Annotated in this window: 23 protein-coding genes; 6 read left to right on the plus strand and 17 right to left on the minus strand. The window is 32.4% G+C overall.

The features are described from left to right. Window positions 1-6: 6 nt before the first annotated feature. The 12 genes from rplP to rpsL form a co-directional block, all read right to left on the minus strand. Window positions 7-438 (minus strand): 50S ribosomal protein L16, encoded by a 432-nt coding sequence (gene rplP, locus H3Z83_RS03465; RefSeq protein WP_182124072.1) that lies wholly within the window; start codon window positions 436-438, stop codon window positions 7-9. A gap of 22 nt (window positions 439-460) precedes the next feature. Beyond that, window positions 461-1,180: a 30S ribosomal protein S3 gene (gene rpsC, locus H3Z83_RS03470; RefSeq protein WP_182124073.1), complete on the minus strand. Its 720-nt coding sequence runs from the start codon at window positions 1,178-1,180 to the stop codon at window positions 461-463. 11 nt (window positions 1,181-1,191) lie between these two features. Then, entirely contained in the window at window positions 1,192-1,596 is a 405-nt protein-coding gene (gene rplV, locus H3Z83_RS03475) for a 50S ribosomal protein L22 (RefSeq protein WP_182124074.1), read from the minus strand. A gap of 9 nt (window positions 1,597-1,605) precedes the next feature. Further along, window positions 1,606-1,884, minus strand: coding sequence for a 30S ribosomal protein S19 (gene rpsS / locus H3Z83_RS03480; RefSeq protein ID WP_182124075.1), 279 nt, complete (start codon window positions 1,882-1,884; stop codon window positions 1,606-1,608). A 3-nt stretch (window positions 1,885-1,887) separates the two neighbouring features. Next, a complete protein-coding gene (gene rplB, locus H3Z83_RS03485; RefSeq protein WP_182124076.1) occupies window positions 1,888-2,712 on the minus strand; it encodes a 50S ribosomal protein L2 in 825 nt (274 codons plus the stop codon). Window positions 2,713-2,723: 11 nt separating this feature from the next. Beyond that, window positions 2,724-3,014 carry a 50S ribosomal protein L23 gene (gene rplW / locus H3Z83_RS03490; RefSeq protein ID WP_182124077.1) on the minus strand — a complete coding sequence of 97 codons (291 nt, stop codon included), beginning with the start codon at window positions 3,012-3,014 and terminating at the stop codon, window positions 2,724-2,726. Window positions 3,015-3,022: 8 nt separating this feature from the next. Continuing rightward, the gene (rplD, locus tag H3Z83_RS03495; protein WP_182124078.1) at window positions 3,023-3,652 is read right to left on the minus strand and encodes a 50S ribosomal protein L4; all 630 of its coding nucleotides are present in this window, start codon (window positions 3,650-3,652) and stop codon (window positions 3,023-3,025) included. Next, window positions 3,652-4,269, minus strand: a complete 618-nt coding sequence (gene rplC / locus H3Z83_RS03500; RefSeq protein ID WP_182124079.1) for a 50S ribosomal protein L3 — start codon at window positions 4,267-4,269, stop codon at window positions 3,652-3,654. Before rplC ends, rplD begins: the two co-directional genes overlap by 1 nt. A gap of 291 nt (window positions 4,270-4,560) precedes the next feature. After that, window positions 4,561-4,866, minus strand: a complete 306-nt coding sequence (gene rpsJ / locus H3Z83_RS03505) for a 30S ribosomal protein S10 (RefSeq protein ID WP_024740605.1) — start codon at window positions 4,864-4,866, stop codon at window positions 4,561-4,563. A 12-nt stretch (window positions 4,867-4,878) separates the two neighbouring features. After that, window positions 4,879-6,996, minus strand: coding sequence for an elongation factor G (fusA, locus tag H3Z83_RS03510; RefSeq protein ID WP_182124080.1), 2,118 nt, complete (start codon window positions 6,994-6,996; stop codon window positions 4,879-4,881). 3 nt (window positions 6,997-6,999) lie between these two features. Further along, entirely contained in the window at window positions 7,000-7,476 is a 477-nt protein-coding gene (gene rpsG, locus H3Z83_RS03515) for a 30S ribosomal protein S7 (protein ID WP_182124081.1), read from the minus strand. A 29-nt stretch (window positions 7,477-7,505) separates the two neighbouring features. Then, window positions 7,506-7,880 (minus strand): 30S ribosomal protein S12, encoded by a 375-nt coding sequence (gene rpsL, locus H3Z83_RS03520; RefSeq protein WP_028887479.1) that lies wholly within the window; start codon window positions 7,878-7,880, stop codon window positions 7,506-7,508. A gap of 368 nt (window positions 7,881-8,248) precedes the next feature. Between rpsL and H3Z83_RS03525 the strand changes: the two genes are divergently transcribed. The 3 genes from H3Z83_RS03525 (at window position 8,249) to rlmB (ending at window position 13,672) form a co-directional block, all read left to right on the plus strand. Next, entirely contained in the window at window positions 8,249-11,413 is a 3,165-nt protein-coding gene (locus tag H3Z83_RS03525; protein WP_182124082.1) for a SusC/RagA family TonB-linked outer membrane protein, read from the plus strand. A 12-nt stretch (window positions 11,414-11,425) separates the two neighbouring features. Next, window positions 11,426-12,859, plus strand: coding sequence for a SusD/RagB family nutrient-binding outer membrane lipoprotein (locus tag H3Z83_RS03530; protein WP_182124083.1), 1,434 nt, complete (start codon window positions 11,426-11,428; stop codon window positions 12,857-12,859). Window positions 12,860-12,934: 75 nt separating this feature from the next. Then, window positions 12,935-13,672, plus strand: a complete 738-nt coding sequence (rlmB, locus tag H3Z83_RS03535; RefSeq protein ID WP_182124084.1) for a 23S rRNA (guanosine(2251)-2'-O)-methyltransferase RlmB — start codon at window positions 12,935-12,937, stop codon at window positions 13,670-13,672. Window positions 13,673-13,712: 40 nt separating this feature from the next. Here rlmB and H3Z83_RS03540 read toward each other — a convergent pair whose 3' ends face one another. Then, the gene (locus H3Z83_RS03540; protein ID WP_182124085.1) at window positions 13,713-14,417 is read right to left on the minus strand and encodes a rhomboid family intramembrane serine protease; all 705 of its coding nucleotides are present in this window, start codon (window positions 14,415-14,417) and stop codon (window positions 13,713-13,715) included. 76 nt (window positions 14,418-14,493) lie between these two features. On the opposite strand from H3Z83_RS03540, the gene H3Z83_RS03545 reads away from it, so the two are divergent. Next, window positions 14,494-15,765 carry a replication-associated recombination protein A gene (locus tag H3Z83_RS03545; protein WP_182124380.1) on the plus strand — a complete coding sequence of 424 codons (1,272 nt, stop codon included), beginning with the start codon at window positions 14,494-14,496 and terminating at the stop codon, window positions 15,763-15,765. Between the two features lie 35 nt (window positions 15,766-15,800). Here the strand turns inward: H3Z83_RS03545 and H3Z83_RS03550 are convergent, their stop codons facing one another. Genes H3Z83_RS03550 through radC form a run of 4 tightly spaced genes read right to left on the minus strand, consistent with a single transcriptional unit; the run spans window position 15,801 to window position 19,299 of the window. Further along, entirely contained in the window at window positions 15,801-16,550 is a 750-nt protein-coding gene (locus tag H3Z83_RS03550; RefSeq protein WP_182124086.1) for a hypothetical protein, read from the minus strand. Between the two features lie 46 nt (window positions 16,551-16,596). After that, window positions 16,597-17,274, minus strand: a complete 678-nt coding sequence (locus H3Z83_RS03555; RefSeq protein WP_182124087.1) for a YjjG family noncanonical pyrimidine nucleotidase — start codon at window positions 17,272-17,274, stop codon at window positions 16,597-16,599. A gap of 3 nt (window positions 17,275-17,277) precedes the next feature. Then, window positions 17,278-18,579 carry a polysaccharide deacetylase family protein gene (locus tag H3Z83_RS03560; RefSeq protein WP_182124088.1) on the minus strand — a complete coding sequence of 434 codons (1,302 nt, stop codon included), beginning with the start codon at window positions 18,577-18,579 and terminating at the stop codon, window positions 17,278-17,280. Between the two features lie 33 nt (window positions 18,580-18,612). Continuing rightward, window positions 18,613-19,299, minus strand: a complete 687-nt coding sequence (gene radC / locus H3Z83_RS03565; RefSeq protein WP_182124089.1) for a RadC family protein — start codon at window positions 19,297-19,299, stop codon at window positions 18,613-18,615. A gap of 95 nt (window positions 19,300-19,394) precedes the next feature. Here radC and trkA point away from each other — a divergent pair, with 95 nt between their 5' ends. Together trkA and H3Z83_RS03575 are read left to right on the plus strand one after the other, a co-directional pair. After that, window positions 19,395-20,741: a Trk system potassium transporter TrkA gene (trkA, locus tag H3Z83_RS03570; RefSeq protein WP_182124090.1), complete on the plus strand. Its 1,347-nt coding sequence runs from the start codon at window positions 19,395-19,397 to the stop codon at window positions 20,739-20,741. Then, a complete protein-coding gene (locus H3Z83_RS03575; RefSeq protein WP_182124091.1) occupies window positions 20,741-22,240 on the plus strand; it encodes a TrkH family potassium uptake protein in 1,500 nt (499 codons plus the stop codon). The genes trkA and H3Z83_RS03575 overlap by 1 nt, the downstream gene beginning before the upstream one ends. The last annotated feature ends 88 nt before the right edge of the window (window positions 22,241-22,328 follow it).

The raw sequence follows: 22,328 nt of genomic DNA on the forward strand, positions 1-22,328 counted from the left end.
TTAGAATTAAGCGTTAAAATCAAAATCTCTTGCGATAACAAACTTCGTTTTTACAGGAAGTTTCTGTGCTGCTAAACGTAATGCTTCTTTTGCTACGTCCATTGGTACTCCACCAACTTCAAACAAAATTCTACCTGGTTTAACTACTGCTACGAAATGATCAGGTGCACCTTTACCTTTACCCATACGTACTTCTAATGGCTTCTTTGTAATAGGCTTGTCTGGAAATATTTTAATCCAAAGCTGACCTTCTCTTTTCATATGACGAGTTGCCGCAATACGAGCCGCCTCTATTTGACGAGAGGTTAATAGGTTTTGATCTAATGATTTGATTCCAAACATTCCGTTAGAAAGTTGGTTTCCTCTATTAGAGTTACCCTTCATATTACCTTTGGCCTTCTGTACCTTACGGTATTTTACTCTTTTTGGCTGTAACATTTTTAATTTCTAATTTTAAAAATTATTTTCTTCTGCGAGGTTGACGTTTACTGTTACCACCTTTATTAGAGTTACCTTTTTGTTTAGATAATCCTACTAATGGAGATAATTCACGCTTTCCATAAACCTCACCTTTCATAATCCATACTTTAACACCGATTCTTCCGTATTGAGTATGTGCCTCAACAAGTGCATAGTCGATATCTGCTCTAAAAGTAGAAAGAGGAATTCTTCCTTCTTTATAATGCTCAGAACGTGCCATTTCAGCTCCGTTTAAACGACCTGATAATTGCACTTTAATTCCTTCAGCATTCATTCTCATTGCAGCAGCGATAGCCATTTTAGTAGCACGCTTGTAAGAAATTCTGTTTTCGATTTGACGAGCAACACTAGCTGCAACTAAAGTTGCGTCTACTTCTGGACGTTTAATTTCGAAAATGTTAATTTGAACTTCTTTACCTGTAATTTTCTTAAGCTCTTCTTTTAACTTGTCTACCTCTTGCCCGCCTTTACCGATAATAATACCAGGTCTAGCAGTAGTGATAGTAACGGTTACAAGTTTTAAAGTACGCTCAATAATTACACGAGATACACTTGCTTTAAATAATCTAGCACGGATGTACTTTCTTATTTTGTCATCTTCAGCTAATTTATCTCCGTAGTCATTTCCACCATACCAGTTAGATTCCCATCCTCTGATAATTCCTAAACGATTTCCTATTGGATTTGTTTTTTGTCCCATTTCTACTTTGATTAATTACTGTTATTTTTAGCACCTAACTCTAAAGTAACGTGATTAGAACGCTTACGAATTCTATGTGCACGACCTTGTGGAGCTGGTCTTAACCTTTTTAACATACCTGCGCTATCAACACAAATTGATTTAACAAATAATCCAGCATCTTCGATACTTGCATCTTCATTTTTAGCTTGCCAGTTTGCAATTGCAGACATTAACAACTTCTCTAAATTTCTTGATGCTTCTTTTGGACTGAATTTTAAGATTTGTAAAGCTTTCTCAACCTCTACTCCTCTTACTAAATCTGCTACCAAGCGCATTTTTCTTGGTGATGTAGGACAATTAGTTATTTTAGCGAAAGCTCTAGACTTTCTAGCTTCTTTTAACTGTGTTGCCATGTTATGTTTACGACTTCCCATAATTTCCTACTATTTTTTTCCTTTATTTTTTGCACCAGCGTGCCCTCTAAAAGAACGTGTTGGTGAAAATTCTCCTAATTTATGACCTACCATGTTTTCAGTAACGTACACAGGAATAAATTGCTTTCCATTGTGAACTGCAATTGTTTGTCCTACGAAGTCTGGAGTAATCATACTTGCTCTTGACCAAGTTTTGATAACTGATTTACTCTCAGTTTCAACGTTAGCTAACACTTTTTTCTCTAGTTTATAGTGAACGAAAGGTCCTTTTTTTAATGATCTTGCCATGTCTTATTTCTTTCTACGTTCTATAATGTACTTGTTACTAGCTTTAGTCTTAGATCTAGTCTTAAATCCTTTAGCTGGAATACCGTTTCTAGATCTTGGATGCCCTCCTGAAGAACGTCCTTCACCACCACCCATTGGGTGATCAACTGGATTCATTCTTACTGGGTTTGTTCTAGGTCTTCTACCTAACCAACGACTTCTACCTGCTTTACCAGATACTAATAATTGGTGGTCTGAGTTAGAAACAACTCCAATAGTTGCCATACAAGTTAACAAGATTAATCTTGTTTCTCCTGAAGGTAACTTAACTGTTGCATACTTACCGTCTCTTGCCATTAATTGAGCAAATGAACCTGCAGAACGTGCCATAACAGCTCCTTGTCCTGGGTGTAACTCAATACAAGAAATAGTTGTACCTAAAGGAATTTCGCTTAAGTACATAGCATTACCAACTTCTGGTGCTACTTCTTTTCCTGATACAATAGTTTGACCTACTTTTAAACCGTTTTGTGCAATTACATAACGCTTTTCACCATCAGCATAACTAACTAATGCAATAAATGCAGTACGATTTGGATCGTACTCGATAGTTTTTACTGTTGCAGGAATACCTTGCTTATCTCTTTTAAAATCGATAATACGGTATTTTTGTTTATGACCTCCACCAATATTACGTGTAGTCATTCTTCCCTGATTGTTTCGACCTCCAGATCGTTTTTTCGGAGCTAATAAAGATTTCTCCGGCTTATCAGTAGTTATGGTGTCGAACCCATTCACTACTCTAAAACGCTGACCTGGTGTTACTGGTTTTAATTTTCTAACTGACATTCTGTCTTTTCTTAAAGATTGTTATAAAAATCAATAGTTTCTCCTTCAGCTAACTGAACGATTGCCTTCTTATATCCACTTTTTATCCCAGTTACTAAACCTTTTTTAGTGTATTTAGTATTTCTTTGAATAGGATAATTCATAGTTTTAACAGACTTAATCGCTACACCATAAGCAGCCTCAACAGCTCCTCTGATTTCTAATTTGTTAGCTTTACTGTTTACTACAAATGCATAACGGTTATAAACCTCGCTATCATTCGTAGCTTTTTCCGTAATAATAGGTTTTATTAAAATACTCATATCTTTCCCTATTTACTTAAATTAGATTGAATTTCTTCTAAAGTACTCTCAGCAATTACTACTTTGTTAGCGTTTAAAACACTGTAAGTATTAATTCCTGTAGCATTTACTACTTTAGCTTTTTTCAAGTTACGAGAAGATAAATAAACATTTTTATTTTCTTCACTTAACACAAATAAAGACTTTTTTGTCTCAATTTCGAAAGCTTTTAAAACATTGATAAACTCTTTTGTTTTTGGAGTTTCAAAATTGAAATCTTCAACAACAACTACGTTACTATCTTTTGTTTGTACACTTAAAGCAGACTTACGTGCTAAACGCTTTAAGTTTTTATTTAACTTGAAAGAGTAATTTCTTGGTCTTGGACCGAACATACGACCTCCACCTCTAAAAACTCCAGACTTAATAGATCCTGCACGTGCAGTACCTGTACCCTTTTGTTTTTTAATCTTTCTTGTACTTCCTGCAATCTCAGCTCTTTCTTTAGCCTTATGCGTACCTTGTCTTTGATTTGCTAAATACTGCTTTACATCTAAGTAAATAGCATGATCATTTGGCTCTATACCGAATACTTCGTTAGAAAGTTCAACTTTTCTACCAGTATCTTTTCCTGTAATATCTAAAACTGCTACTTTCATTATTTTTCGATAGTTACAAAAGCATTTTTGTGACCAGGAATTGCTCCTTTAACTACGATAAGATTCTTATCAGCAACCACTTTTAATACTTTTAAATTTTGAACTTTTACTTTGTCTCCACCCATACGACCTGCCATACGCATTCCTTTGAATACTCTTGCAGGGTAAGATGCAGCACCAATCGAACCAGGAGCTCTTAAACGGTTATGTTGACCGTGAGTTGCTTGTCCAACTCCGGCAAATCCATGACGTTTAACAACACCTTGAAAACCTTTACCTTTAGAAACTCCAGAAACATCTACGAATTCTCCTTCGATAAAGTGCTCAACAGTAATTGAATCACCTAATTTGTACTCTCCTTCAAACCCTTGAAATTCAATAACTTTTTTCTTAGCAGATGTACCAGCTTTTTTAAAGTGACCATCTAAAGCTTTATTAGAGCTTTTTGCTTTTTTGTCATCGAAACCAAGTTGTAACGCGTTATAGCCGTCAACCTCTTCGGTTCTGACTTGGGTAACCACGCATGGACCTGCTTCGATTACAGTACAAGGAATATTTTTCCCGTTCTCATCGAATAAGCTGGTCATACCTACTTTTCTACCTATTAACCCAGACATATTTGTTAATTTTAAGACGATAGATTTATTTTATCCAGCGCGTCTATTAATAAAAAATTGTTTTGAAACAAATGTTTCAGTTTGTTTTCCTTTAGTTTTCACATAAAAAAAGAGCGAAAAACACCTTCACTCTTGAATTTGTTTTTACCATTTTTCCTTCGCGAAACCCTCCGGACATGTTAAATTCTGATTAAAAAACAGAATTTTTACACCACGAAACCTAAATTTCGGTGTGCAAAAGTAAAAAAAACTTTCGGTTTAACAAAATTAAACCGAAAGTTAGTTGTTTACTTATACTTTAATTTCAACTTCAACTCCACTTGGTAACTCAAGTTTCATTAAAGCATCAATAGTTTTCGAAGAAGAACTATAGATATCTAATAATCTTTTGTAAGCAGATAATTGAAATTGCTCTCTAGATTTTTTGTTTACGTGTGGTGAACGTAATACTGTAAAAATCTTTTTATTTGTTGGTAAAGGAATTGGACCGTTTACTACAGCTCCAGTACTCTTTACTGTCTTTACGATTTTTTCAGCAGACTTATCTACTAAGTTGTAATCGTAAGATTTTAATTTAATTCTAATTTTTTGGCTCATCTTAATATCTTATTAACCTTTAGCTTTTGCAATTACATCCTCAGAAACGTTAGATGGAGTTTCTGCATAGTGAGAAAATTCCATTGTAGAAGTAGCTCTACCAGAAGACATAGTTCTTAAAGCAGTTACATATCCGAACATTTCAGATAATGGAACTAATGCTTTTACAACTTTAGAACCAGCACGATCACTCATATCGTTAACCTGTCCTCTTCTTCTATTTAAGTCTCCTACGATATCTCCCATGTTTTCTTCAGGAGTTAACACCTCTAACTTCATCAATGGCTCCATGATCTTAGCTCTTGCAGCTTTTGCAGCAGCTTTATAACCCATTTTCGCAGCTAATTCGAAAGATAATTGATCAGAATCCACAGGGTGGAAAGATCCATCTTTTAAAGTAACTTTCATTGAATCCATTTCGTATCCTGCTAAAGGACCATTCTTCATTGCTTCTTTGAATCCTTTTTCTACAGACGGTACAAATTCTTTAGGAACATTACCACCTTTAATTACAGACTCAAATTGTAAACCTTGAACACCTTCATCAGCTGGCTCCATAGTAAATACGATATCAGCAAACTTACCACGTCCACCAGATTGCTTTTTATAAACCTCTCTGTGATCTGCAGCTTGTGTAATAGCCTCTTTGTACTCAACTTGTGGTTGACCTTCGTTCACTTCTACTTTGAATTCACGCTTTAAACGATCAACAATAATATCTAAGTGTAACTCACCCATTCCAGAAATAATAGTCTGTCCTGAAGCTTCGTCAGTTCTTACAGTAAACGTTGGATCTTCTTCAGCTAATTTTGCTAAAGACATACCTAACTTATCTACATCAGCTTTAGTCTTAGGTTCTACCGCGATACCAATTACTGGATCTGGGAAGTCCATCGATTCTAAAACGATTGGATTCTTTTCATCAGATAAAGTATCTCCAGTCTTAATAGACTTAAATCCTACTGCTGCCCCAATATCTCCTGCTTCGATATAATCGATAGCATTTTGTTTATTAGAGTGCATTTGATAGATACGTGAGATACGTTCTTTTTTACCTGAACGGTTATTTAACACATAAGAACCTGCATCTAAACGCCCAGAATATGCACGGAAAAATGCTAAACGACCTACGAAAGGATCTGTTGCAATTTTAAATGCTAATGCAGAGAAAGGCTCTTTTGCATCTGGCTTACGAGAAATCTCATCACCTGTATTAGGATCAGTTCCAACAATAGCATCCTTATCTACCGGTGAAGGTAAGTAACGACATACTGCATCTAATAAGAACTGTACACCTTTGTTTTTAAATGCTGATCCACAGATCATAGGAATGATAGACATATCCATTACAGCAGCACGAAGAGCAGCATGCACTTCATCTTCAGTAATAGAGTTTTCATCTTCCATATATTTTTCTAAAAGATTCTCATCGTAAGCAGCAACTTCTTCAATAAGTTTACCACGTAACATTGCAGCCTCTTCTTTTAATTCTTCTGGAATATCAACGATATCAAAAGTAGCTCCTTGTGTATGATCATGCCATATAATAGCACGGTTCTTTACTAAATCAACAATACCTTTAAAGTCAGCCTCATCACCAATATTCATTACAATTGGTACTGCGTTAGACTTTAACATATCTTTTACTTGTTGACAAACAGCCATAAAGTTAGATCCTTGACGGTCCATTTTGTTAACGAAACCAATTCTTGGAACTTTATAGTTATCAGCTAATCTCCAGTTAGTTTCTGATTGAGGCTCTACACCATCAACAGCACTAAATAAGAAAACTAATCCATCAAGCACTCTTAATGAACGGTTTACCTCTACTGTAAAATCAACGTGACCAGGAGTATCAATAATATTAAAGTGATATCCTTTAGTATCTTTTGTTGGCTGACCATTTTCCACAGGGAACTTCCACTCACAAGTGGTAGCGGCAGAAGTAATTGTAATACCTCTTTCTTGCTCTTGCTCCATCCAGTCCATAGTTGCAGCACCATCGTGCACCTCACCAATCTTATGACTTACACCTGTATAATATAATACACGCTCTGTCGTAGTAGTTTTACCAGCATCAATATGCGCAGCAATACCAATATTTCTTGTAAATTTTAAATCTCTAGCCATTTCTTAGAATCTAAAGTGTGAGAATGCTTTGTTTGCCTCTGCCATCTTATGAGTATCAACTCTTTTCTTAACAGCAGCTCCTTCTTCTTTAGCAGCAGCTAAAATTTCAGCAGCTAAACGTTGCGCCATAGTTTTCTCATTACGCTTACGCGTATAAGTAATCATCCATTTAATTGCCATAGACACTTTACGGTCTGGGCGAATTTGCATTGGTATCTGAAATGTTGCTCCACCTACACGACGAGAACGAACCTCTACATGCGGCATAACATTAGATAAACCATCTTTCCAAATTTCTAGTGCTGACTTTTCCTCGTCAGTCTTTTTTTCTTCTACGATATCCATTGCATCGTAAAATACTTTAAAAGCTACAGATTTCTTACCATCCCACATTAAGTTATTCACAAAACGTGTTACCAACTGGTCATTAAACCTTGGATCTGGTAAAAGCTCTCTTTTTTTCGCTTTTCTTTTTCTCATGTCTTTACATTAAAAAAGTTAATTAATCTTTACTTCTTTGGGCGTTTTGCACCATACTTTGATCTACGCTGGGTTCTACCCTCAACTCCCGCTGTATCTAAAGCTCCACGCACTACGTGATACTTTACTCCTGGCAAATCTTTTACCCTTCCACCTCTAACTAATACTATCGAGTGCTCTTGCAAGTTGTGACCCTCACCTGGGATATACGCGTTAATTTCGTTACCATTTGTTAAACGAACCCTTGCTACCTTACGCATTGCTGAGTTAGGTTTCTTAGGTGTAGTGGTATACACACGCGTACAAACTCCACGTCTTTGAGGACAAGCTTGTAATGCAGCCGATTTACTCTTCTTAGTTATTTTGGTTCTTCCTTTACGAACTAATTGTTGAATAGTTGGCATACTATTATTCCTTGTTTTTAATTTGTACTTAAATTACTCTCTTTTAAAAGAGTGCGCAAATGTACAACAAATTTCTAATTATTCAAACCCCACTCTCTTAATCCTTAAATATTAACACCTTTGAAACGAATTACACCCTATAAACCTACTCAACTACACGACCCTAATAAACATTTACAATCAAAAAAAGAATATTTAACATCAACGTATATAATAGAGTATTGAATCTTAAGCTATCCTTAATTTAACTTAAAACAAATTATAATATTCACAAAACATTAACTTTTTTAAGTTTTTTTTTGTTAAAAAGTTGTTGCTTTAAGATAATTTTATGACTTTAGCGCCTAATTAATTCAAATAATTATACAATGAAAACAAAGTTTAATGGAATTTTAACGCTGTTACTAGCGTTGGTTGTGCAAATGTCCTTTGCACAAGACAGAACAATTTCAGGTACTGTTTCAGATGAATCAGGGCCATTACCTGGAGTTACAGTATTAAAAAAAGGTACCACTCAAGGTGCTGAAACTGATTTTGACGGAAACTACTCTATCAAAGCTAAAACAGGAGACGTTTTAGTTTATAGTTTTGTAGGAATGAAAACAAGTGTAAGAACTGTTGGAGCTTCTAATAGTATCAATGTTAAATTAGAAGAAGATGATAATATTCTTGACGAAGTAGTTGTTACTGCTTTAGGTATTAAACGTAACTCTAGAGAGATTGGTTATGGAGTAACAACTGTAAAAGCTAAAGATTTAACTGAAGTTGCATCAACTAATGTTTTTAATTCTTTACAAGCTAAATCTTCGGGTATTATTATTAAAAACCAAAGTGGTAACTTAGGTGGTTCTCAAAGAATTATTATTAGAGGTAACTCAAGTTTAAGTGGTACTGTTCAACCCTTATTTGTTGTAGACGGTATTCCAATTTCAAATGCAAACGTTGCTACAGGAAGTAGAATTCAAGGAGGTTATGATTTTGGAAATAGAGCTCAAGATATTAACCCTGATGATGTTGAAAATGTAACAATTTTAAAAGGTGCATCGGCAGCGGCTTTATATGGATCAAGAGCTTCTGGAGGTGTAGTTTTAATCACTACTAAAAAAGGTAAATCTAATGGAGGTACAAAATCTAGTGTTACATTTAATAGTTCTTTTAGATTTGATAATGCTTTAATTACTCCAAATTTGCAAACAGAGTTTGCACCTGGTGATGAAGGTGCTTATGATTTTGCAGAATCAATTGGTGATCAAATTACACCTGGTTTCGGACCTTCAATTTCTTCATTAGATGGAAGTACTTATGAAAATTACTCGGGTCAAACAGTTCCTTTTAGAGCTTTTAATGATAGATTTGATAAGTTTTATAGAACGGGTGTTACTAAAATAAATTCAATTGCTTTTTCAGGAGCTTCTAGTCCCGATGACACCTATCGTTTAAGTATTGGTCACACTGAACAATCTGGTATTCTTCCTACAGCCAATCTTAGAAGACTTAATATTGGTTTAAATGCTGGTAAAAAATTATCTGAAAAATTGAAATCTAATTTTTCTGTAACTTACACTAATACAAATCTTTTTGGTACAGCTGCTCAAGGTGCTAACAACCCTAATGTACTAACTGGAATTATTAATTTAGAGCCAATAACTACAGATTTTGACATTTTTAAAAATTATATTAATGATGTTGGTGAGCAATTAAATAATCCTTCAGACACATCTAACAATCCTTATTGGATTGCAAATAAGAATAGGACTGAAGCAAGAAACAATCGTTTTTTAGGGAACTTCTCATTAACTTATGCTCCTACAGATAATTTTGATGTACTTTTAAGAGCAGGTTATGACAACTTTACTGAAAGAAGATTCTTACCTAACGCAAAAGGTACTATAGGACGTATTAATGGAGGTTTTACTGATGATGTATTTTCAAGAGATGAAATGACACTTGATGCAATTGGTACTCATAGATTATCAATTAATGAAGATTTAAACTTAACAACAAGAGCTGGTGTTCAATTTAATGATAGAAAATTTCAACGTAATACAAATGTAGCTCAAAACTTAACAGTACCAGACTTATATGACAATGGTAATGCTGAGAGTAATGCTCCAACTAAAGCATTTTCACAAACTAGAGTTTTTGGTGTATTCGGAGATTTAACTTTAGACTATAAAAACTGGTTAATATTAAACGCTACTGCTCGTAATGATTGGTCTTCTACTTTATTCCCAAATAATAATAGTTTCTTTTATCCTTCAGTATCTTTAAGTTGGGTTTTTACAGATGCTCTTAACATCGAAAGTAATACTTTAAGTTATGGTAAGCTAAGAACTTCTTGGGCCAATGTAGGAGATGATACAGGTGCTTATTTACTTAATTTCGTATATAGTCCTTTAAGTACTTTCTTTGGTCAATTTGGAACTGGTGGTACTTACCCGTTTAATGGTCAATTAGCTTTTTCATCTTCTGACTTAAATGTTGATCCAAATCTTGTTCCTGCTAACCAGAGAACTTTTGAAGTAGGTGCTGAATTAGGTTTTTTTAATAATCGCTTAAATTTAAACGCTACTTATTACAGTAATTTAAACTCTGACGATATAATCAGTGTTCCAGTACCACAAACAACAGGTTTTACAGGTCTATTAACAAATGTTGGTGGAGTATCGAACAAAGGTGTTGAATTAAGTTTAAATGGTCAAATTATAAAGAATGATAACTTTACTTGGGACTTTAACTATAACTTTACAAAAAATACAACTAGAGTAGAATCTTTAGATAGATTACCTGGAGGATCCTTAACATTAGCAAGTGAATTTAATGGTTTAGAAGTTAGAGCTGTAGAAGGTAAACCATTTCAATTATTTGGTAGAAGATTTGCAAGAGCAAAAGATGCTGACGGTAATGAGATAGAAGATGCTATTTTAGTTGATTCTGATGGATTACGTTTTGAAGGTGAACAGGGAGAGTTAGGTAAAATTGATCCAGATTTCAATATGGGATTATCTACTTCTTTTAATTATAAAGGATTTAGACTTTCTTCTACTTTTGACTATAGACAAGGTGGTAAGTTTTTTTCAAACACAATTGGAAGTCTAAGAAGAAATGGTTTAGCTGCAGAAACTGTAAATCAAAGATCTGGTGATTTTATTGATCCTAATACATTTACACAACCTGGAGGAGATGGTACAGCCTTAGTTCCTAATACAACAGTTATTAGTACTCCACAAGCATATTGGAGTAGAAGAGCAAGTAGTTCTATCGCTGAGGCTAATATTTTTGATAGTTCGTTTATTAAATGGAGAGAATTAAGTTTAAGTTATACTTTATCTAAAAGTGCTTTAGAAAAAACTCCTTTCTCATCAATTTTAATAGCTGTACAAGCTAGAAACTTAGCTATATTACATTCTAAAGTAGATCACATTGATCCTGAAGCTGGATTAGGTGGATCTAGTAGTCAATTAGATGGTATTGAAAGAGGTGGTATACCTACTACTAGAAGTTTTGGTTTAAGCCTAAATGCTAAATTTTAAAAGATTTTAAACATGAAAAAACAATTTAAAAAAGTTGCCATTTTCCTTATGGCTATAGCAACTGTTTTTACTTCTTGTGAAGACATTACAGATATAAATACAGACCCTTTTGCAGCTAATGAAGTAAATCCTTCATTATTATTACCAAGTATTTTGGTTTCAATGTCTGCAAATAGAACAGTTGAATTAAACGCAATGAATTTTCATGCTCAACAATGGTCAGCTTCTGCTGCATTTGGAGTATTTGTAAATCCTGAAAGATATGTTATCGGGCCTAACACACCTAATAACGTTTGGATTGCTCATTATAATTCTGCTTTGAAAGAATTAAGTCAGATGAAAAAATTAGTTGCAGCTAATAACCCTACTGCTACTAACATAATTGGACAAGCTGAAACTCTTGAAGCTTTTGCTTATCTTAATTTGACCCAAATTTATGGACAAATTCCTATGAGTGAAGCTATTCAGGCTGAATTTCCTTCTCCAATTTTTGATACTCAAGAGCAAGTTTTAAATCAAATAGTAACAAGAGCTGAATCTGCTGTTAATAATTTAAGTAGTACTACTACAATAATAGAAGGATCAGATTTAATTTATGGTGGTAGTAGAGATAATTGGATTAGATTTGCTAACTCACTAAAGTTAAAAGCTTTAATGTTATTGGCAAATAAAAACCCTACAACTGAAGTTATTGCAAAAATATCAGCAGTTGCTAGCCAACCATTAATAGTTAATGCTAACCAAACAGCAAAGTTAGATTACTCTACAAATGTTGGAAATGAAAACCCTGTATGGAGAACTATTGATAGATTTGGAGGGGGTGTAAATAGTTTTTGGGCTGCTGGTGTACCTTTAGTTGACTTAATGAATGCTTCAAATGATCCTAGAAGAGCTACTTATTTTGATTTTGCTCCTGGTACAACTAACTATGTTGGACTTGATCAAGGAAGGTTTTCAACTGCTGGTGTTTCTCAAATCAGCCTTAATATTATAAGAAAAGAAATGCCAGATATTTATTTAAATGCTTCTGAAGTTAATTTCTATTTAGCTGAAGCTGTCCTTGAAGGTTGGGCTTCTGGAGATGCTAATGCTTATTATAGAGCTGGTATACAAGCTTCTCTTGACTTTTACGATGGTAAACCTGGAGCTATTAGTTCTTCAGATAAATCTACATTTATGAGTTCTTCACGTGCTACTATAACAGGCTTAGCAAAAGATGCTGCTTTAAAAATGATTCACGAAGAAATTTACATTGGAAATTTCACAAGACCAATTGAATCTTGGACTAACTGGAGAAGAAATAAAGTACCTGCATTACAGACTCCAGTAGGAGCAGAATTATCTACTACAATCAGAAGATATACTGTCCCTCTAAGTGAAGGGTCATCTAACCCTAATGCTGTAATTAATTCTAATCTTGCTGACCCAATGTGGTTTGAAAAATAGTATTAGACTTTAATAATTAAAACCACCTCAAAAGAGGTGGTTTTTTTATACCATAAATTCAACTACATTTGCAGCATGGAAGAAAACACAACAATTTTTGGTATTAGAGCCATTATTGAAGCGATAGAAAGTGATGCATCACTTAACAAAGTATATTTACAAAAAGGATTAAGAGGTGATTTATTTTTTCAACTAGATAAATTATTGAAGAAAAATAAAATCTCAACAAGTGTTGTACCTACTGAAAAATTAGATAGACTATCTAAACATAGTAATCACCAAGGAGCTGTTGCTAAAATTTCTCCAGTAGATTTTCATGATTTAGAAGCCTTAATAGAATCTACTTTAGAATCTGGTAAAACACCATTGTTTTTGTTATTAGATCAAGTTTCTGATGTAAGAAACTTTGGCGCTATCATTAGAACTGCTGAGTGCACAGGTGTAAACGGAATTATCATACAGAAGAGTGGTAGTGCTCCCATAAATGCTGAAACAATTAAAACTTCTGCCGGTGCTGCATTTAAAATGCCTATTTGTAAGGTAGATCATATTAAAGATGCAATGTTTCAACTTCAAGCTGCAGATATTAAGTTGGTTGCAGCTACTGAGAAAACAGAAGACAATGCATTCGATATAGATTTTAAACAATCTATGGCTATTATTATGGGATCAGAACACAAAGGTGTATCTAATTCAGTATTAAAAATGGTTGACTACAAAGCGAAACTGCCTTTACTTGGTGAAATAGAGTCATTAAATGTTTCTGTTGCCTGTGGAGTTTTTCTATACGAAGCTGTAAGACAAAGACAATAGATGTAAAATAAAAAAATCCTGCTTATTTAGCAGGATTTTTTTATTCACTTTCTTTATAAAAATATTTATAATTTAATTCTTCTATTTCAATTTTTTCTTCTAAAACTGGTGGAATATAATTCCCTTGTTCATCAAACATCTCATCAAATTCAGTTTTAGTAAATTCAAATTTTTCTTTTACTATACCACTCTTTCTGTAAACTATAGCAAAAAGAAAACCTATAATCAACCCTGACAAATGTCCTTCCCAAGACATACCATCTTTAATTGGCAACACATACCAAATCATACTTCCGTATAAGAAAATAGTAATTAAAGACACAGCTACTAACCTGAAGTGTTTCCTAATAATACCACTAAAAAAAACAAAACTAAATAATAAGTAAACAACTCCACTCGCTCCTATGTGGTAAGATTCTCTTGCTATTAACCAAGTTAACAATCCTGTGAATAAGCCACCAAAGATTAAAACTTTTACAGCTATTTCTTTATAAAAATAAAAAAGAGACAGAGAGAGCACAAATAAAGGCACGGAGTTGTTGAAAAGGTGATTAGTGTCGCCGTGAATAAAATGAGAGCATAAAACACCTTTTAAACCACTCAAATTTCTTGGATAAACTCCAAGTTTGTTAAAATTAAAACCAAATCGAATTTCAATCCAATAAATAAACCAAATTGAAAAAATTAGTAAGGAAGGAATTACAAATATCTTATTGCTAAATTTAAGTTGCTCTTCTGTTTTCATCAGAATGAAAGTAACAAAAATAAATCCAAATACGAATTTCGGAATATCTGTCATAAATCTTTTCTATTTTTACACTATGAATCAACCTTTGGCAGAAAGAATACGTCCAAAAAATTTGAATGACTATATTAGTCAGCAACATTTGGTAGGCAAAAATGGAATTTTAACCAATCACATAAAACAAGGAATTATTCCTTCTTTAATTTTATGGGGACCTCCTGGAATTGGAAAAACAACGCTAGCTAATATCATTGCTACTGAATCTGGTCGTCCTTTTTATACACTAAGCGCAATTAGTTCAGGTGTAAAAGATGTACGTGAAGTAATTGAAAAAGCTAAAAGAAGCGGCGGTTTATTTACTCAAAAAAATCCAATTTTATTTATTGATGAGATTCATCGTTTTAGTAAATCTCAACAAGATTCTTTATTAGGGGCAGTAGAAAAAGGATGGGTTACTTTGGTTGGAGCAACTACAGAAAACCCTAGTTTCGAAGTAATACCTGCCCTACTCTCTCGTTGCCAAGTTTATATTTTAAATTCTTTTGATAAAAATGATTTGGTTGCTTTATTACATAGAGCAATGGAAAAAGATGAATTTATATCTAAAAAGAAAATCAGTTTAAAAGAGACTGATGCGTTATTACAAGTTTCAGGCGGAGATGCTCGTAAATTATTAAATATTTTTGAATTACTAGTTTCTGCAGATGATCAAACTGAAATTACCAATGAATTGGTTTTATCAAAAATCCAAAAAAATACGGTTCGATATGATAAAACAGGTGAGCAACATTATGATATTGTATCAGCCTTTATAAAATCTATTAGAGGTAGCGACCCTAATGCTGCTGTATATTGGCTAGCGAGAATGATAGAAGGTGGTGAAGATGTAAAATTTATAGCTAGAAGAATGTTAATCGCTGCTTCCGAAGATATTGGAAATGCCAATCCAACTGCGTTTATTATGGCTAATAATACATTTCAAGCAGTTTCAGTAATTGGATATCCAGAATCAAGAATCATATTAAGTCAATGTGCTGTTTATTTAGCTAATTCAGCTAAAAGTAATGCTTCTTATATGGCAATTGGTGAAGCTCAAAATTTAGTTAAAACTACAGGTGACTTATCTGTACCATTGCATCTTAGAAATGCTCCAACAAAATTGATGAAAGACTTAGATTATGGTAAAGATTATCAATATTCACATAATTATACTGGTAATTTTGTGAATCAAGAGTTTTTACCTGATGAAATAAAAAACACCAAGCTATATGAACCAGGTAATAACACTCGTGAAAATCAATTTAGAGAATTGTTAAAACGGCGTTGGAAGGATAAATACAATTACTAAAAAAGAGAGCGAAATGCTCTCTTTTTTGATATAGTTTAAAACTTTATTTGATAATTTTCTACAAGCCTTTTATCATTATTGAAGTATTCAGCAATCCAATTATTACCACTCTTATACATTAATCCGTTTTTATCTTTAATAACAAAAACATCTTTAACATTCGTTTTCAAAATTTGAAAAACCACTTCAGGCTTAGTATTAACCAGCTGAAAGCCATTCGTAATAGCTTGAGCATATAACGTTTTTGGAAAATCACTATTTACTTTCTTAGTTACAATAGCCTTAGTATTGATTATTTTTGGAGTTTCTAAAACAACTGGAATACTTTCTGTTTTATTTACAGTTAAATCATTTTTACTAGGATTATACTTATATTTTAAAGCTGCAACATATTTAAAAGCATTACGGATAGACTCGTGATATGCTTTTTTATATTCCTTCTGCTTACTTTTACCAGTACTTGAGGTGAAAATTACATTATTATAACAATCTCTTAACTCAATAATACTTTTAGTTGTAAACATACTTGAGTCATCTTTAACAACTGCTGTTAGAGCTAAGCATCTATTCATTGCAACATCATTTGGTAATTTTTCATTTGACAAATAGGCTTTAAAACCATTTTTATTAAATAAAAATTTTGTTAAAGAGCTTGTTTGATATTTATCAATGTTATTAACAAAATCAAACTTATTAGGTATAATTACATAGTTATAATTGTTTACCTTTTTTTGAGCAAAAGTTGATGTAACTACTATTAATAATAGTAAAAATATTTTTTTCATTTTTTTATCATTTATTCCGTTAAGCAATATCGTTAAATTTATGATACTATAAATAATTTTTCAGTTCTAATAAATTATTCACACTTAAAACTCCTGATTCTTTATTTTTATTGTGAGTAAAATAAATAGCTATCATTCCGAAATTTAATGCACCTTTTATATCTGCTTCATAACTATCTCCTATCATAATAGAATTTTGAGGAATAGCATTAGCTTTTTTTAAAGCAAACTCGAATATTTTAGGGTTTGGTTTTTTAACACTAACACTCTCTGAAGTAATAATTTCTTTAAAATACTTAGCAATTCCTGATTTTTGCAATTTTAAATTTTGAACTTCTTCAAATCCGTTAGTAATAATATTCAATTTGTATTTTTTACTTAAATACTCTAGAATTTCAATAGTCCCTTCAAATAAATAATTATGACTTGGTAAATATGTTATATAATCTTCCGAAATTTTATTTATTAAATCATCAGAAATAGTATAATTTAAAGATTCAAAACTATCTTTTAATCTATTGTATCGCAAATCAGATTTTGGAATTTTATCTTCCCTATACAATCGCCAATAATTTAAATTAATAGGCATATAAACTTCTAAAAAGTCTTTAATTTTCAATTGAATATTTTGTTCTTTAAAAATTTGGCTAAATGTTAATTCTGAGTTTCTATCAAAATCCCAAAGAGTATGATCTAGATCAAAAAATATATGCTTTATATTCATTCTTTATTTTACTATTTTCAACATTGAATTATAAACACGTTTCCATCCTTTCCAACGTTGATAGTTACTTAAACTTTCATTATGAAAAACGGTAATAAAAACTCCGTTTACCGATTTTACTTCATTCTTTAAATCTCTAATTTTCCCTAGTGATTGTTTTGCTGTTAACTTCATATAATCATTCAAAGTAGAGTCAATCAAAGCAAAAGGAAAAATTTTTAAAGGTGTTTGAATTTCAAAATCTAAATCATAAAAATAAAACGGAGTACAAGTACTTGCTCTAAAACCTGTATGACTTGCATATCCCATAGAGTAATCTTCTTCTATTTCTAAATCTATTAATTTTTGATACGTCTCAGGCAATGATACTCTTAAAAAATGTTGACGTGATCTTTTAATCGGCATATTAATTATGCTTTCTAACCTTTCTTTTTCTTTTTTCAATAAAACACCATTATTCATCGTATAATATGATGGGTGTAAACCTACTCGAGCATAATCAACCATATCTTTAATCAATAACTTAAATTTTGTTTTTGATGCTGATACATTGGTGTCAAAAGTGGTATAATCACCTATCAAAAAGAAAAAGATAGTTCTAACCTTATGAGTTTTTTTATATTCAATAATTGTTTTAAAAGTATCAAAAGGATCTTTTTTAATATTTGTTAATACAGCGAAACGATCCCAAACTGTAAAAATTTTAAATTGAGAAATATCTTTTAAAAAGCCTCCTATAGTTCTTGCAAAACTCTTGTGCTTATAAGCGAAAGCATTATCAACATCTATCGTAGAAATATATTGATACTTTCTAGTTGGACTTTCGAAATTAGGAAATTTTGCTTTTAATGTTTTTAAAAATTTATATGCCCAAATGTCTACTAAAGGCTTCTCTAAAAAATTGTTTTTAAATGCAATACTTTCAGTTGCTGAAAATCTGCCGTGAGCATCTTTTATATGTGGTAAATATTCCTCATATCTTGAAATTAAATAAAAACTCGCTGCAAAAATATCAAACGGAACTTCTGACTGTTCGTTGGTTAAAAAGAAACATGGAGTATCTTCCCATTTTTGAACATTGATCTCAAAATCTTTAATTCCTTGTTGAAATAACAGTTCGTTACTCTTAACAAAAAACTCTTTACCTAATGCTACATTTGTGTATGAAAATTTAGATCCATTATAGGCTACAAACTCTTCTACTTTTCCTGTAAAATCTATTGGTATTTGTAGAATTCGTGTAAAAATATGCTTAAAAATATAACGAACTCTAGGAGTAACTTTATGCGTATAAATAAGTATCATAGTCACTAAATCTCTTTTGTAAAATAATAAGGACTATAAAATTCCTTCATCTGCAAAGCTAAAATACGCTTTTTCAGTAATTATTAAATGATCTAGTAATTTTATATCGAGAGTTTTTCCAGCTTCTTTAATTTTCTGAGTTAATTCTATATCTGAATTACTGGGTTGTAGTTTTCCTGAAGGATGATTATGGCAAACGATAACGCCAACACTTGATAACTCTATTGCTCTTTTAAACAACAACCTAACATCAACTAATGTTGTAGTTAACCCACCTTTACTTAGCTGACTCTTAGCTAGTACTTTATTTGAATTATTTAAAAACAATACCCAAAACTCTTCGTGTTGTAAATCAGCTATAAGTGGATGCATTATTAAAGAAACATCTCGAGAACTATCAATTTTTGATACCGTTTTCTTATCCTCAAACTGCCTTCTTTTTCCAAACTCTAAAGCGGTAACTATCGAGATAGCTTTCGCCTCTCCTATTCCTTTAAACTTCATTAACTCTTCAACCGATAATTTAGCCAATGCATTTAAATCATTATCTACAGAACCTAAAATTCTTTTAGACAAGGCAACAGCACTTTCATCTCGATTACCAGAACCGATAAGTATAGCTACTAATTCAGCATCAGAAAGAATGGTTTTTCCTTTTTGCATGAGTTTTTCACGAGGTCTATCATCTAATGCCCATGATTTTATGGAAAACTTTTTCATGCCTTTTAAAATTCTTATTCTCTTATAAATATAACTCATTTTTTGCACAACCAAAACAAGCACAGTATCTTTGTATTCTATTTTTAATTTCCAATATGAAGATTATCATAGCCGGGGCTGGAGACGTAGGTTTTCATTTGGCTAAACTCCTTTCTTACGAATCGCAAGATACTTATGTAGTAGACTTTGATGGTGAAAAGCTAAACTACATCAATAATCATTTAGATGTTATTACCAAAAAAGGAGATGCTACCTCTATTAAACTTTTAAAAGAAATTGGTATTGACAATGCAGATTTACTCTTGGCAGTTACTGAAAGTCAGAATACAAATTTTACAATATCGGTAGTAGGTAAAGCTTTAGGAGTTAAAAAAACAATTGCTAGAATTAACAATCCTGAGTTTTTAAAAAATGATTCCATAAATTTTGAAGACTACGGAGTAGATTTCATGATTTCACCAGAAGCATTAGCGGCTGAAGAAATTAAATCATTATTAAATCAATCTTCTTTTAACGATACCGTTGCCTTCGAAAATGGTTTGTTTAATATCATGGGAACAACCCTAGGATACAAATCCCCTATTTTAGATTTAACTGTTAAAGAAGCTAAAGATAAATTTAGCCTTGTTGATTTTATAACTATCGCTATAAAAAGAGAGGGAACAGTACAAACTGTCATTCCTCGTGGTGATACTGTTTATAAAATGAACGATCAAGTATACTTTTCAGTACCTAATTATAGTATTGACAAATTATATCCTATTATCGGAAAAAAACAAGTTGACATTAAAAATGTAATGATTCTTGGGGGAAGTAGTATTGGACGAAAAACTTCAAGAAGTCTTTGTAACGATAATTTTAAGGTTAAACTTGTTGAGCGAAAAAAAGAAAAAGCTTTAAATCTTGCTGAAGATCTAAGAAATACGCTAGTAATTCATGGTGATGGTCGAGATTTAGAATTATTAGAGCAAGAAAACATTCGTGAAATGGATGCTTTTGTTGCTGTTACTGGCGATTCTGAAACAAACATTATGTCGTGTTTAGTGGCAAAATCTAAAGGTGTTAAAAAAACAGTAGCCTTGGTTGAGAATATGGATTATATTAACATCTCTCAAACAATAGGTATTGATACACTTATCAATAAAAAATTAATTGCCGCTAGTAATATTTTCCGCCACATCCGTAAAGGTGAAATTTTAGCGTTAGCTAACTTACATAATATTGATGCTGAAGTATTTGAATTTGAAGTGCAACCAAATGCTAAAGTAACCCAGAAACCAATTAAAGAATTACGTTTTCCAAGAGAAGCAGTTTTTGGTGGAGTAATTAGAGATGAAAAACCTCTTATGTCTTTTGGTGACTTTCAATTACAAAGTGGAGACAAAGCAATTGTATTCTGCTTACCTGAAGCGATTACAACAGTAGAAGATTTATTCAACTAATGGAAAATCTTAATTTTAAACTTATTTATCGTTTTTTAGGGGTAACTGCAATCCTTAACGGATTGTTTATGTGGTTATCGCTTCCTTTTAGTTTATATTATGATGAACCTTCTAAATGGGGAATTTTAACAGCAGGAATTGTTACAGTTGCTATTGGCTTATTATTGTTTCTTTTTAATAAACCTGGTAACAAAAATATTCAAAAAAAAGAAGGATATCTTATAGTTACTTTCGGATGGCTAACACTATCTATTACAGGAATGCTTCCTTACTTACTATCAGAAAGTATACCTAGTATTACCAATGCTTTTTTTGAAACTATTTCTGGATACTCTACAACAGGATCTTCAATATTAACAGATATTGAATCCATGCCAAAAGGAATTTTATTTTGGAGAAGCGCAACTCACTGGATTGGTGGTATGGGAATCATTGTATTAACGATTGCTATTTTACCTTTATTAGGTATTGGGGGAATGCAGTTATTTATGGCCGAAGCACCAGGTCCTTCTGCAGATAAATTACACCCACGTATTACAGATACAGCAAAACGTTTGTGGTTAATTTACGTATTATTGACTTTAGTTGAATTTTTACTTTTAAAAATAGCTGGAATGACATGGTTTGACGCTATAAATCATGCAATGGCAACTGTAAGTACTGGTGGATTTTCAACAAAAAATGCTAGTGTTGCTCATTGGAATGGTAACCCTGTGATTCAATACATAATCATCTTTTTTATGTTTGTTGCTGGTACAAACTTCGTACTTACCTATTTTGCTTTAAAAGGAAAAGTTAAAAAAGTAATTCAGAGTGAAGAATTTAAATATTATCTTTTTGGAACATTGGCTATATCTACAATAGTAGCTATTACTATTATCTTTTACCAAGATCCAAATCTGCATACTTCAATAGATCACCCAATGATATGGGGTAAGACAGAGAGTGCGATTAGACATTCATTATTTTCGGTTATATCAGTTGTTACTACAACAGGTTTTGTAACTGCTGATTTTACGATGTGGAGCTTTTTCTTAACGGCTTTATTTTTCTCTTTATTCTTCCTAGGTGGATCAGCAGGATCAACATCTGGTGGGGTAAAAATTGTACGACATATTGTAATGCTAAAAAACAGTTTTTTAGAATTTAAGAAATCATTACACCCAAATGCAATTATCCCTGTTCGTTATGATGGAAAAGCTGTAAAACAAACCATTGTATTTAACATACTCTCCTTTTTTGTTTTATACATGTTAATATTTATCATGGGAACAGTAATCTTAGCGTTTTTAGGTTTAGATTTAACATCGGCTTTAGGAGCATGTGCTTCTTCTTTAGGGAATATTGGTCCCGCAATTGGCAGTGTAAGCCCAGTTGATAATTTCAACCACCTTTCAACTGGCGCTAAATGGTTTTGTTCATTCTTAATGTTAATAGGACGTTTAGAATTATTTACTGTCTTAATTCTTTTAACCCCTTTCTTCTGGCGTAAGAATTAACCTTTTTTTTAAAAAGGGTTTTACCTTTTTTTTTAAGTAGTTTATCTCCCTAATTTTTAAAAGCAATGGTAATAAATTTGGTTTATAA

Origin of the sequence: Tenacibaculum pelagium (genome assembly GCF_014062345.1) — a bacterium.
Classification (GTDB): Bacteria; Bacteroidota; Bacteroidia; order Flavobacteriales; family Flavobacteriaceae; genus Polaribacter; species Polaribacter pelagius.